This is a genomic window from Streptomyces sp. NPDC036764 (assembly GCF_055609385.1).
Genome location: NZ_JBVJPT010000010.1, coordinates 158343 through 171105 on the forward strand (window position 1 = coordinate 158343; position 12763 = coordinate 171105).

11 protein-coding genes are annotated in these 12763 nt (G+C 72.2%); 5 read left to right on the top strand and 6 right to left on the bottom strand.

Annotated elements, in window-relative coordinates:
- Nucleotides 1-207 precede the first annotated feature (207 nt).
- From ACZ69Q_RS30725 to ACZ69Q_RS30745, 5 genes are read left to right on the top strand one after another with little or no spacing between them, the layout of a single operon-like run.
- On the top strand, nt 208-768 hold the full coding sequence (locus ACZ69Q_RS30725) for an RNA polymerase sigma factor (RefSeq protein ID WP_471047884.1): 561 nt from the start codon (nt 208-210) through the stop codon (nt 766-768).
- Nucleotides 765-1583, top strand: a complete 819-nt coding sequence (locus tag ACZ69Q_RS30730; protein WP_471047887.1) for a zf-HC2 domain-containing protein — start codon at nt 765-767, stop codon at nt 1581-1583. The genes ACZ69Q_RS30725 and ACZ69Q_RS30730 overlap by 4 nt, the downstream gene beginning before the upstream one ends.
- Nucleotides 1580-2413 carry an ABC transporter ATP-binding protein gene (locus tag ACZ69Q_RS30735; protein ID WP_471047890.1) on the top strand — a complete coding sequence of 278 codons (834 nt, stop codon included), beginning with the start codon at nt 1580-1582 and terminating at the stop codon, nt 2411-2413. Before ACZ69Q_RS30730 ends, ACZ69Q_RS30735 begins: the two co-directional genes overlap by 4 nt.
- On the top strand, nt 2410-3801 hold the full coding sequence (locus ACZ69Q_RS30740; RefSeq protein WP_471047893.1) for a hypothetical protein: 1392 nt from the start codon (nt 2410-2412) through the stop codon (nt 3799-3801). Before ACZ69Q_RS30735 ends, ACZ69Q_RS30740 begins: the two co-directional genes overlap by 4 nt.
- Nucleotides 3798-4373: a hypothetical protein gene (locus ACZ69Q_RS30745; RefSeq protein WP_471047896.1), complete on the top strand. Its 576-nt coding sequence runs from the start codon at nt 3798-3800 to the stop codon at nt 4371-4373. Before ACZ69Q_RS30740 ends, ACZ69Q_RS30745 begins: the two co-directional genes overlap by 4 nt.
- A 10-nt stretch (nt 4374-4383) precedes the next feature.
- Here ACZ69Q_RS30745 and ACZ69Q_RS30750 read toward each other — a convergent pair whose 3' ends face one another.
- The 6 genes from ACZ69Q_RS30750 to ACZ69Q_RS30775 form a co-directional block, all read right to left on the bottom strand.
- Nucleotides 4384-4794: a cupin domain-containing protein gene (locus ACZ69Q_RS30750; protein WP_471047898.1), complete on the bottom strand. Its 411-nt coding sequence runs from the start codon at nt 4792-4794 to the stop codon at nt 4384-4386.
- A gap of 105 nt (nt 4795-4899) precedes the next feature.
- A complete protein-coding gene (locus ACZ69Q_RS30755; RefSeq protein ID WP_471047900.1) occupies nt 4900-5586 on the bottom strand; it encodes a TetR/AcrR family transcriptional regulator in 687 nt (228 codons plus the stop codon).
- 74 nt (nt 5587-5660) lie between these two features.
- Nucleotides 5661-7340, bottom strand: coding sequence for an allophanate hydrolase (locus tag ACZ69Q_RS30760; protein ID WP_471048256.1), 1680 nt, complete (start codon nt 7338-7340; stop codon nt 5661-5663).
- A 5-nt stretch (nt 7341-7345) separates the two neighbouring features.
- A complete protein-coding gene (gene uca / locus ACZ69Q_RS30765; protein ID WP_471047903.1) occupies nt 7346-10936 on the bottom strand; it encodes an urea carboxylase in 3591 nt (1196 codons plus the stop codon).
- Nucleotides 10933-11748 carry an urea amidolyase associated protein UAAP2 gene (locus tag ACZ69Q_RS30770; RefSeq protein ID WP_471047906.1) on the bottom strand — a complete coding sequence of 272 codons (816 nt, stop codon included), beginning with the start codon at nt 11746-11748 and terminating at the stop codon, nt 10933-10935. Before ACZ69Q_RS30770 ends, uca begins: the two co-directional genes overlap by 4 nt.
- 1 nt (nt 11749) lies before the next feature.
- The gene (locus ACZ69Q_RS30775) at nt 11750-12685 is read right to left on the bottom strand and encodes an urea amidolyase associated protein UAAP1 (RefSeq protein WP_471047909.1); all 936 of its coding nucleotides are present in this window, start codon (nt 12683-12685) and stop codon (nt 11750-11752) included.
- Nucleotides 12686-12763: the final 78 nt, after the last annotated feature.

Sequence of the window (12763 nt, forward strand, 5' to 3'; positions counted from 1 at the left end):
TAATCGTTATACCACTCAGAGTGACGACGAGTGCCGGTCTCTGCGATCTCTTCACAGCAGGCTCGAATCACACGAGCCCTCCCGGCCGCGACTCGCCGGCGGCCAGAGGCCGTTGTCCCAGGCCCGGCACTTCTCGCCGCTCGCCCGCTTGTGGCGGGGATCACATTGAGGGGAAAACCCGCGGCCGGGCTCGGGCGTCTAGTGGGTGTGAGATCAGTCAGAGCAGCGCTGCACGAGTTGGACGAGGAGCGTCTCGTCCGGTTGGTGGCACGTGGCGACCGTGCCGCGTTCGAGGAGTTGTACCGGCGGACGTCGCCGTGGCTGGCGGTGCGGTTGCGTCGGCGGTGCGGGGACGAGCAGATCGTCGCGGAGGTCATGCAGGAGACCTACCTGGCGGTGTGGCGCGCGGCAGGGGCGTTCGCCGGCGCCGCGGCCGGCGGGACGGCCACCGGTTGGGTGTGGACGATCGCGGCGCGCCGTCTGGTCGACGCGTTCCGGCGCAGGGCTCACCACGCGGTGCCGCCTGCCGCCGCCGCTGTGCCCGACGCGGCGCCCGCCGCCGAGGACGAGGTGCTCGCGGCGACCGTCGGCGGTGATGTCGGGGACGCGTTGCGGTGCCTCGCGCCGGAGCTGAGACAGGTACTTCAGGCCATGGTGCTCGACGGGCTGTCCGTCCGGGAGACCGCGGTCCTGCTCGGGCTGCCCGAAGGCACGGTCAAGACCCGTGCCCGCCGGGCCCGGATCGCGATGCGGAGGGCGCTGGCATGAGTGTGGAACACGCGTCGATGCGGATCATCGAGGGTTACGCGCGTGGCGGCGCGGACCTCGCCGCCGACGAGGTATGGGCCGTGGAGTCCCATCTGGAGACGTGCCGGGTGTGCCGTGACCGGTTGTCCGCCGCCGTCGATGCCGGGGTGCCCGCCGTGGCATCACTGGTCGACACCGTGTGGTCGGGCCTCGAACCCCAGTTGGCGGTCACCGCCACGATGCCGCGCGGACGGCGCTGGTCGGCACGGCTGTCGAGGTGGATGACGCCCGCGATGGTGCCCTGGCTGGCGATGGTCCTGGGCGTGACGCTGCTGGCCCTGCTGCTCGACCTGGTCGGCACCGGTACCGGCGAGGTGTCGCTGGTGCTGCTGTTCGCGCCGGTCCTGCCCGTGCTCGGCGTCGCGGCGTCCTGGTCGCGCGGTCTGGACCCGGCGTACGAACTGACCGCCGCGGTGCCCAGGGCCGGGCTCTATCTGGTGCTGCGGCGCACCGCGTCCGTCCTCGGCGTGGTCGTCCCCGCCCTGCTGGTGGGCGGCTGGGCGACGGGGGTGATGGTGGCTCAGTGGCTGCTGCCCTGCCTGGCCTTCACCGCGGCGACCCTGGCGCTCGGCGGTGTCGTCGGTGTGACCCGTGCCGCCGTCGGCCTCGCCGCCGTATGGGCCGCCGTGGTCGTGGCGCCGACCGTGGCCACCAGCCGTATGACCTTCGCCCTGCAGACGGACGGTCTGCCCGTGTGGGGGCTGATCCTTGCGCTCGGCATCGGGGTCGTGATCGCCCGCCGAGGCGCCTACTCCGTGCTGGGAACCCATCGATGACCATCGGAAAGGAACACCACATGACGTCCGCGGTGAGCGCGGCCGACATCACACCGACGGCCTACGCCTGGGAGATCCAGGCCACCGGGCTGAAGGTCAGGGTCGGCAGGAAACGGATGGCCGTCGACGGGCTCGACCTGTCGCTGGGCACCGGCGTACACGGACTCCTCGGCCCCAACGGGGCGGGCAAGACCACCCTCATCCGGACACTGGCCACCGTCCTGCGCCCCACCGAGGGCAACCTGGAGCTGCTCGGCGAGTCCGTCGGCGGCAGGGGCGAGCACCGTGCGCTGCGTCGTCGGATCGGCTACCTGCCGCAGGAGTTCGGCTACTACAAGCGCTTCACCGTGCGCGAGTTCGTCGAGTACATGGCGTGGCTGAAGGAGGTGCCGAAGCCGGACATCCCCGCGGCGGTGCAGCGCGCCGTGGAGCGGGTGGGACTGGCGGACCGAGCCGACGAGAGGATGAAGGCCCTGTCGGGCGGCATGGTCCGGCGGGTAGGCATCGCCCAGGCCATCGTCAACGACCCGACGATCCTGCTGCTGGACGAGCCGACGGTAGGCCTCGACCCGGCACAACGGCTGCGCTTCCGCGAGCTGTTGCAGGAGTTGGGCACGGACACCTGCGTCGTCGTCTCGACACACCTGGTGGAAGACGTCGCCGCCGCCTGCACCGACGTGGTGCTCTTCGCCGAGGGGCGACTGGTCTTCCAGGGCCCGCCGGACGAACTGGCCTCGGTGGGCGGCCCTGAGCACGAGGGCGACAGCCCGCTGGAGCGCGGCTACTCCGCCATGCTGCTCAACCCCAAGCAGGGAAGGGGTACCTGGTGAACGTCCGCGTCCTGCGCATCGAACTCAGGCGCTCCGTCGCCCCATGGGCCGGCGCCGTGGTCCTGACGGCGGCGCTGGGCTTCCTGTACCTGGTGAACGCCGCGTGGTGGAGGGGCACCACGGCGTGGACGGCCCAGTGGACGCCGATGGCCCTGTGGACCCGCGCCATGCTGTTCTACCTGTGGCCGCTCGCCGTGGGACTCGGGGCGTTGCAGGGTCTGCGCGACCACCGCTCGAAGATGTCCGAGCTGCTGACGAGCACGCCCCGGCCCGCCTGGCACCGCGCGGCCACGCTGGTAGGCACGACGGCCGTCACCCTGGCCTCGGCCTTTTCGCTCCTCGTCCTCGTGGGCGCGGTCCAGGTGCTCGCCAACACGGAGTACACGCACCTCGGATGGCTGCCGATCTCGCTGGTGGGGGCACTCTTTCTGGTCGCCGGGGCGGCGCTCGGCATGGGGGCCGGACGGGCTCTGGCGTCCGCGCTCACCCCGCCCGTTCTCGCCCTGAGTGCCTTCGTGTTCACGGCCCTCATGCCGATGTGGTTGGGCCGGAAGGAGACGGACGCGGCGACGGGGGTCGACAGCACGGAGCCGACCCGGCTCACCCTGCTGTCACCCGCGGTGGAGGAGGTGCGCAGTGTGTTCGTCACGCTCTCCGCCTCCGTGCACGTCGGGCAGACGATCTGGCTGCTCGGCATGGCCGCGACCGGCTTCGCGCTGCTGGTCGCCGCGACCTGGCGCACCCGGCTGATCGCCCTGGCGCCCGTCCTGGCGGGTGCGGTGGTCGCCCTGCTGGTCCTCCCCTCCGACCCGCACCGGATCTACGTCGTCGACGAGGCGGCCGCGGAGTTGGTGTGCGACGGCCCTGTGTGCGTGACGAAGACGCATGAGTCACGACTCAACGACCTCGGGCCTCGCGGCAAGAAGGCGCTGATTCTGATGCACGATGCCCTGGGCGGCCAGGCGCCGGACTCGATCCGGGAGAGCGTCACCGTACGGCCGCACGGCTCCGCACCGCAGTGGTCCCGCAAGACCCTGCTCCTCGACTTCGACGACGGCATCATCGCCGACGCGAAGGGCGAGGAACTGACCCGGGCGCTGATCGCCAAAGGCATGGTGCCAGGGTGCTCCCCCCTCGGCTGGACCGGCACGCTCAGTGACGCCGCCGCGCAGAGCATCGCGGCGAGCTGGGTCCTCGGGGACCTCAAGGCGCTCAACGGCTCCCCCCACTCTCCGAATGACCAGATCGCTCTGGCCCGCCCGGTGTGGAAGAAGCTCATGGCGCTGCCGCGCGCCGAACAGCTCTCACGGATCAACGCCATGCACTCCGTCGCTCTCTCCTGCGAGGGCGATGCGTTCGAAGCGCTGTCCGGGGGTGCGTCCCGGTGAGATGGCTGACGCTGTACGCGCGCTCGCGCCAGGTACCCGCGTCGCTCGCCGCGGTGGTGATCAGCGCGTTGGCGGTCTGGGCACTCGCCCGGGACGGGGGCGAGGGGACCGGTGATCCGCGGCCTGCCGTGCTCGTGCTCGCCGCGGGGGCGATGGCAGCCTCGATCGGGCTCAGCGGCCATGACCTCGCGCTGGACCGGACGGCGGCGATCCGCTGGGTGCCTCGCAGAGCGGCGCACGCGCTGCTCGCCGGCGCGGTCGTCGGCACGGTGCTGCTGACACTGCAGACCATGGGCGGGGACCTGGCCACCACCGCGTTCGTCGTGCGGGACAGCGCGGGTCTGATGGGACTGGCCGCCCTGGGAGCGGCCCTCACGGGCGGCCAGTACGCATGGACGCTGCCGTTCGCGTGGCTCACGTTCTCGTCCTTCGCCCCACCCCCGACCAGTAGGCCGATGGAGGTGGCGACCTGGATGCTGCTGCCACCCGGCACGGCATCGGCCACCTGGACGGCCCTGATCCTCACGGTCACCGGCACCGCGGCCTACGCCGTCAAGGGACCCGGACACTGACCGGTGAGACTCACCGCTGAGTCGCGCGCAGGTGTCGCCGTTCGGCCAGTTCCTGCGCGCTGACAACGGTCAGAACCGGGGTTCCCGGCGGCGCGAACATCGTCACCACGAGCTGCGACTGCGCGTCCGGGAGGTTGTTGGCGCCCTGGTAGTGGATCACATCGCCGCCGGGCTCGAACAGGGCGTCGCCGGCCCTGAGCACCCGGGGCACCTGCCCCTCCAGCTCGAAGAGGATCTCGCCCTGGGTCACGTACCCGAAGAGCGGCCCGGGGTGTCGGTGCGGCGGCGCGCCGGGGTCACCGGGCGCCAGGGTGACCCGGATGGTCCTGGCCTCGGAGCCGGCCGGTATCCAGGCCGCCGCCTCCGACCGAGTCGTGATCACCTCGACGCCCGGGGGCAGGTGTGCGTGCTCTGCGCTCATGAATTCCTCCAAACAGGGACTGTCCACAGCAAGGACAGGACAGCCACTCCGTTTGTGACGGCACTGCGACGGCGGGCCGCTTGAGGGCCCACCGCAGCCCGTCGGTCAGGCGAGGCGGCTCAGCAAAACCCGCGCCTCGTCCCTGGCCGCGGTCACCGCCGGCTCGTCCAGCCCGCACAGGCGCAGGCACGACGACGCGATGGCATCGGTGTCGTCCGCGTCCGGCTCACGGGAACGCCGTATCTGGATGACCACCTCCACCAACTGGATCAGCAGTTCCCCGATCCGCTCGGGCGGCAGGCTGCCGGCGACGCCCTCGGTCGCCGCCGCGGCGCCGAGAGCCCCGTAGCTCTCCTGCAACTGTTCCCGGTCGGCGCGGAAGGCGTCGAACCGCTCGGCGGCCAGCACTTCCGGCAGGAGGTAGAGCGTGCCGATGTTGTAGGGCGTGCGGGACAGAGTGCGTACGTCCGTCGCGGCCACCGCGTAGAGCGCCGCGGCGGCACTCGCCCGCTCGGGCACCCATCCCTGGATCCGCTCCACCATCTCCAGACTCGGCCGGACTGAGGTGGCCAGCAGCTCGGCGAGAATGTCGTCCTTGGTGGTGAAGTGGTAGTACAGCGAGGCCTGTCTGATGCCCACCCGCTCGGCGATCATGCGGGTACTGGTGGCGGCTATCCCGTGTTCGACGAAGAGCGCACCGGCGGCGTCGAGAATCTGGTCGCGCGCAGAGGTGTGGGGGTCGGACGACGGCGTGTGCCGGGGTCTGCCTTGGCGGGGCCGCGTCGTCTTCATGATCACATCCTGCCACCTCGATGGCGAACCCCCGGCCCTGGCCCGTACCGGGTGCCCGCTGGTGCCGCCTCCGGTCAGGACGAGGCCAGATAGGCCCGCCAACCCCCGAAGCGGGTGATGTCGGGTGCGTCCTCGACGGCGTGCGGCTCCACCAGGAAGCCACTGATCCGACGTCCGTCGGCCAGTTCGACGGTGCCGATGGCCATCGGCGCGGGAACGGCCGCGGTCAGCGCCCCGAACCCCGCGGCCGGCAGTCTCCAGACCTCGCCCTCGATGCCCGGGCGGCCTGCTGCCTCCGGGCCGGCATGTGTGCCCATCGCCTCGACCCGGACCAGGCCCGGCTTGGGCGGTTCGGTGGCCAGAGCGTGCAGCCGGTAGTTGCGGGCGGTACGCGCGGTGCCCACCAACGTGCCGCCGGCTTGGACCAGTTGGGCGTTCAGGGGCTGCCCGGTCAGGTGGGCCCCGACCACGAACAGGTCGAGTCCCGGGTTGGCGAACCGCTCGGCCAAGGCGGCCAGGGCGCGGTCGGAGAAGGCGGGGCCGGAGAGCATCACGCCGAAGGGCAGGCCGTCCACGAACCCGGCGGGGACGGCGAGCGAGGCGTAGTCCAGGAGATTGGCGAAGTTGGTGAACCGGCCCATGCGGGCGTTGGCGCCGACCGGGTCGGCCGCCACCTCGCCGAGGGTGGGGTGCCAGGTGGTGGTCGGGGTGAGCAGCGCCGCGCAGTCGTCCAGGGCCGCGCGTGCGGCGGCGCCCAGGGCGGCGAGCCGGGCGGTGTCGGCGGCCCAGTCGACGGCGGTCTTCTCGCGGCCGGCCAGCACGATGGACGCGACCGTGGGGTCGAGGTCCGTACCGATCAGGGCCCGGTGCTTCTCCAGGTGCTCACCCACAGCCGCGTACCGCTCGGCCACGAACGCGCCGCCGTACAGCAGTTGAGCGGCATCCAGCAGTGGGGCGACATCGACCTCGACGATCTCCACTCCGGTGCTCGCCAGGCGGGCGACGGCGGCGGCGAAGGCTTCGCGCCAGCCGTCGGCCATGCCCCGCAGGTGCTCCTCGGCCGGGACCGCGACCCTGGGGCGCGCGGCCGGCGGCGGGAGCTGGGTACCGGTGCGGGAGAGCGGGTCGGACGGGTCGGGGCCCTCGACGATCTCCGCGGCTGTGCGGGCGAGCCGCAGGTCGCGGGCGAAGACGGTCACGCAGTCGAGGGTGTAGCAGGCGGGGACCACCCCGGTCACGGGCACCAGGCCCTTGGTGGGCTTGACGCCGACAACACCGTTGAGGGCGGCGGGCACCCGCCCGGAGCCGGCCGTGTCGGTGCCCAGTGCGATGTCGGCGATGCCCAGCGCGACCGCGACGGCGGAGCCGGAGGACGAACCGCCGGAAATACGGGCCGGATCCCAGGCGTTGCGCACCGCACCGTGAGGGCTGCGGGTGCCGACCAGGCCGGTGGCGAACTGGTCCAGGTTCGTCTTACCGAGCACCACCGCGCCGGCCGCGCGCAGCCGTGCCACCGCGGGCGCGTCGGCGTCCGGCCGGTAGGCGTAGGACGGCGCGCCGGCGGTCGTGGGCAGGCCGGCCACGTCGATGTTGTCCTTGACCGCTGCGACCAGGCCGGCCAGTGGCAGCGTCGGATCGATTCCGGCGGCCTCGGCGAGCACCTCGTGGCGGGGCCTGAGGTGGATCCAGATCTCGGGCCGGTCGGCGGACTCGATGCGGTCGTAGGCGGCCTCGACTCGGGCGGCCGGCGTCATGACGCTCATGGCCGCACCGCCGCGAGGACCTGACCCGGGGCGACCTGTTCACCGGGTTTGACGTAGATCGCCAGGAGGGTTCCGGCGGCGGGGGCGCTCACTTTGGACTCCATTTTCATCGCCTCCAGCGAGAGGATCGGGTCGCCCTCGGCGACGGTGGTGCCCGGCTGCGCGACGGTCTGCCAGACGGTGGCGGTGAACGGCGCGGTGACCGGGACGGCACCCTCCGGGACGGTGACGGCGTCGGCGGCCGGGGGTTCGGGATCGTCGTTCCGGTCGAACTCGCCGGCGGCCCGCCAGCGTTCCTTCTCGGCCTCGAACGCGGCGCTCTGCCGCTGCCGGAAGACCGCGATCGAGTCGGCGTTGGCGCTCAGGAAGGCGTTGTACTCGGCTATCGAGAAAGTGCCTTCCTGCGTGTCGCGGGGTCCTCGGCCGGCGTCGGTCTCGGCGCGCAGTTCCAGGAGTTCCTCAGCGGTGACGGGGTACCACTCGATCCGGTCGAAGAAGCGCAGGGCCCACGGTGAGTCCTGGAACAGGCCGCCTTTGCGGAACCGGTTCCAGATCTGCACGGTGCGGCCGACGAACTGGTAGCCGCCGGGGCCTTCCATGCCGTAGATGCACAGGTAGGCCCCGCCGATGCCGACGGAGTTCTCCGCGGTCCAGGTGCGGGCCGGGTTGTACTTGGTGGTCACCAGGCGGTGCCGTGGGTCGAGCGGGGTGGCCACGGGGGCGCCGAGGTAGACGTCACCGAGGCCGAGGACCAGGTAGGAGGCGTCGAAGACGGTGCGGTAGACGTCGTCGGGGGTCTCCAGGCCGTTGACCCGGCGGATGAACTCGATGTTCCAAGGGCACCACGGGGCGTCGTCTCGCACCCCCGCCATGTACCGCTCGATGGCGAGGCGGGTCGCCGGGTCGTCCCAGCTCAGCGGCAGCCGGACCGTGCGCGAGGGGACCACCAGCTCGTTGGTGGGCGGGACTTCGTCCTCCAGTTCGCGCAGCAGCGAGGTGAGGTCACGGGCCTTCAGCCGGCGGGCGTCGGTGTGGATCTGAAGTGACCGGATGCCCGGGGTGACGTCGACGATGCCGTCGGGCGCGTGGGCGGCCAGGGTCTCCTGGAGGGCGTGTACGCGCATCCGCAGGCCGAGGTCGAGCGCCATGGGGCCGTACTCGACGAGGACGTTGTCGTCTCCGTCGCGTCGGTAGGTGACGCCGGGGCGGGTGTCGGTGGGTTCCAGGCGGCCCAGTATGCCGTCGTCGCCGTCTCCGCCGGTGCTGGTCAGCGTGGGCGAGGCGCGGCGGGCGTCGAGGGCGGCCGCCTCGGCCTCCTTGACGGGTACGAACCGGACGGTGTCGCCGGGGCGGAGCTGGCCGAGCTTCCACAGTTCGCCGCTGGCGACCACCGCCGGGCAGACGAACCCGCCGAGGGACGGCCCGTCGGGGCCCAGGATGATCGGCGTGTCGCCGGTGAAGTCGAGCGCGCCGACCGCGTACGGCGTGTCGTGGATGTTGGAGGGGTGCAGTCCGGCCTCGCCGCCGTCCTGCCGGGCCCAGCGCGGTTTGGGGCCGATCAGGCGGATGCCGGTGCGGGCCGAGTTGTGATGCACCTTGTAGTCGGTGGCGTAGAGGGTGTCGATGTCCTCGCGGGTGAAGAACTCCGGTGCCGCGTGCGGCCCTTCGGTGACACCGATCTGCCAGGACGAGGTGATCGCGGGGCGGCGCCCGGACGGGGTCGGGCCACCGGTGGTGGCACTGGAGGCCGCGGGACGCAGCACGTCTGCGGCGAGCAGTGCCCGGCCGCCATGGCCGCCGAAACCGCCGAGGGTGAACGTCGAGGCGCTGCCCAGGTATTCGGGTACGTCGATGCCGCCCCGGACGGCCACATAGCTGCGCAGGCCGGGCCCCGGTGCGGTGCCGAGGGCCAGGGTGGCGCCGGCCGGGACCGGCACCGGCTCCCACAGGGCCGCCGCGGTGCCGTCCACGGTGACCGGTACGGGGGCGCCGGTCACGGCGACCACGGTGGCGGCGGAGAAGCGCAGGGTCAGGCCGCCCGCCGTGACCTCCAGCGCGGGAGCCTCTGCCGGGTTGCCGACGGCCAGGTTGGCCTCGGCGAAGGAGACGGGGTCGAAGGGGCCGCTCGGCGGCACGCCGACGTGCCAGTAGCCGAGCCGGCCGGGCAGGTCCTGGACGGTGGTCATCGCTCCGGGCACCAGGACGTCGATGCGCGGCTCGGGGTCGGCGGTGCCGGCGAGGGTGCTGGTGCTGTGCACGGCCTCGCGCACCTCGCCGCGCACGGTCAGCGAGCGCAGCAGACCCAGGTTGGTGACGATGCCGTCGACGCGGCTCGCGCCCAGGGCCTCGCCGAGTACGTCCAACGCGGTGTCGCGGGTGGCGCCGTGCGCGATGACCTTGGCGAGCATGGGGTCGTAGTACGGCGAGATCTCCAGGCCGGTCTCGGCGAAACCGTCGACCCTGACACCGGGCATCCCGTCCGTGCCCTGGCCGGGGAAGAGCGCCTGGGTGATCAGGCCCGAGGAGGGCAGGGAGTCCTTGCCGGGGTCCTCGGCGTAGACCCGGGCCTGAACGGCGTGTCCGGTGGGCGTCCAGTCCCGCTCGAACACCGCGTCGTCGACCCGGCCGTCGCGGGCCAGGGCGAGCATGAGCTCGACGAGGTCGACGCCGTACACCTCCTCGGTCACCGGGTGCTCGACCTGGAGCCGGGTGTTGACCTCCAGGAAGGCGGCCTCCTCGCGCACCGGGTCGTAGACGAACTCCACGGTCCCCGCGCCGCGGTAGCCGACCGATGCGAGCAGCCGGCGCGAGCAGTCGTGCAGCAGTGCGCGGACACGGTCGGGCAGGGCCGGGGCCGGGGCCTCCTCGATCACTTTCTGGTTGCGGCGCTGGAGCGAGCAGTCGCGGTCCCCGATGACGGCGATCCGGCCGGTGCCGTCGCCGAAGACCTGCACCTCGACGTGCCGTGCCGGGCGCACCAGGCGCTCCAGGAACACTCCGGCCGATCCGAAGTTGGACTCGGCGAGCGCGGCCACCCGGGCGAAGGCCTCGCGCACCTCGGCGGCGGTGGCGCATGCCTGCATGCCGATGCCGCCGCCCCCGCCGGTGGCCTTGACCATCACGGGCAGCCCGATCGACTCGGCTGCCGTGACGGCCTCCTCGGCGCTCGCCAGCAGTTCCGTGCCGGCCAGCAGCGGCACTCCGGCGGCCTTGGCCAGGGCGCGGGCGGTGTGTTTCTCGCCGAAGGCGGTGATCTGGTCGGCGGTCGGGCCCGCGAAGCGCAGGCCGGCCTCCTCGACGGCGCGGGCGAAGGCGGCGTTCTCGGAGAGGAATCCGTAGCCCGGGTGGATGATCCCGGCACCGTGGTCGAGCGCGGCCTCGACGATCACGTCACCGCGCAGATACGAGTCGCGGGCGGGCGCCGGACCGAGGCGGACCGCGTGGTCGGCCTCGCGGACGTGCGGGGCGGCCCGGTCCGCGTCGGAGAAGACGGCGACGGTGGCCAGGCCCATCCGGGTTGCCGTGCGGATGACACGGCGGGCTATCTCACCACGGTTGGCGACGAGGACGGTGGCGGAGCGGGTCACGCGGCGCCCTCCGGGATGCTCTGCGACGTCGCTCCGCCGGTGCCCGAGGTGCCGCGCGGATCCACGACGATCATCCGCAGCGGGGTCGGGTTGAAGTCGTTGCACGGGTTGTTCATCTGCGGGCAGTTGGACACCATCACCAGGACGTCCGTCTCGGCGCGCACGGCCACCCGGCGGCCGGGTGCCGACATGCCGTCCACGATACCCAGCGCGCCATCCGCCTCGACCGGCACGTTCATGAACCAGTTGAGGTTGGAGACGAGGTCCCGCACCCCCAGGCCGCGCCGGGAGGCCTCGGCGAGGAAGTTCTCGCGGCAGCCGTGATGGAACATCACATGGTGGCCGTAGCGAAGGGTGTTGGACTCCTTGCCGCAGGCACCGCCGATGGTGTCCTGGCGGTCGATCTCGTTGGCGACGACGGTCATCAGCGGGCGCCCCTCGTTGCTGCGCAGGGTGGTGCCGGTGCGCACATAGGCGTTGCCCTGCCAGGCCAGGGTGTCGGGGACGCTGTAGCGCTCCTCGGGGTCGTCGGCGTTGTAGATCAGGCAGTCGGCGGACTGGTTGCCGCCGACGTCGACGATCGTCAGGACGTGTCCCTTGCTCACGACCGCCGACCAGGGCGCGTTGGGTGCCACGTCCTCGTCCAGCACCACGGCGCCCTCGACCAGGCTCGCTCCCCGGTCCAGGGGGGAGCCCTCGGCGTACACGGCGCCGACCGGGACGGTGGAGACGACGGTGCCGCCCGAAGCGGTCGGGTAGGTGTTCACCGCCTTCGCGCTGCTGCCGGTGTTCTCGGCCTGAGTGGTCGCCATGTCACAGCCCCCGGGCTTCGCAGTAGTCGACGGTGTTGAGGTACGCCCGGTGCAACTCGGGTGTTGCGGTGAACCGCGGGTCGTCGGGGCCGGTGGCGGTGCCACGCCAGGCGTGCACCCGCAGCGGTCCGACGATGTAGTCGGGGCGCGGGTCCAGCGGATGGGCGACATTGGCGACCAGCACCAAGAGGGGCATTTCCGCTACGAGTTCGACGTACGTGCCCGGCCCCGCACTCCCCCGCCAGGCGAGGGTGCCGTCCGACTCGACGCGTACGCCCTGGAAGAAGGACACGCCGGGCGGCAGGTCGCGCCGGCTCAGGCCGTGCTTGGCGGCCGCTTTGACGAAGAGTCCGCGGCCTGACGGGGAGGGCCCTTCGGGGCGGGCGTCACCGTACTTGCGTTCGTTCCAGGCGTCGGTGGTGGTGCCGCAGAAGGCGTCGTGCCGGCCGGAGGAGTCGCCGGTGACGACGGCCATGACCCGGCCGTCGCCCGACAACAGCGGGTGGTTCTCGCCCAGATAGGCCTGCCAGGGGATCTTCAGGGTGTCGGCGACGTTGAGCCGCTCGATCGGCTCCAGGGCGTTGAAGAGCAGCAGATGGGCACAGGCGTCACCGGTCGGGTCGTCGAAGCGCAGCCGGCTGCCGCGGGCGAGGACCTTGTGGGTGTAGCCGCCCGGGGCCACGGTCTCCGCCCACACCAGGGCGGCCGGGTCGACCTCCGGTGGGCGGTGCGGACTGCCCGATGCCGGAAGGTACGGCATCCATTCGCCCGCCTGTCCGCCCTGGGCACGGGCGTCGTCCCGGGCGCTGCGGACGCTGTCGGTCAGGTGCTGGTCACGAACACTCGTGGAGGGCTGGGTGGCGGCCTGCCTGCGGGCGTTTGTGAGGGGGGTTCGGCCGTGCGGCTCGATGGCTGTCGGTCCTTCGGTCGCGGTCATGGGTGTGCCGTGGTCCCTTCGTCGGTGCGTCCCTCATCGCGTCGGGTTGTGCGGTGGCCGGGGCCGGCCGCCAAGCCG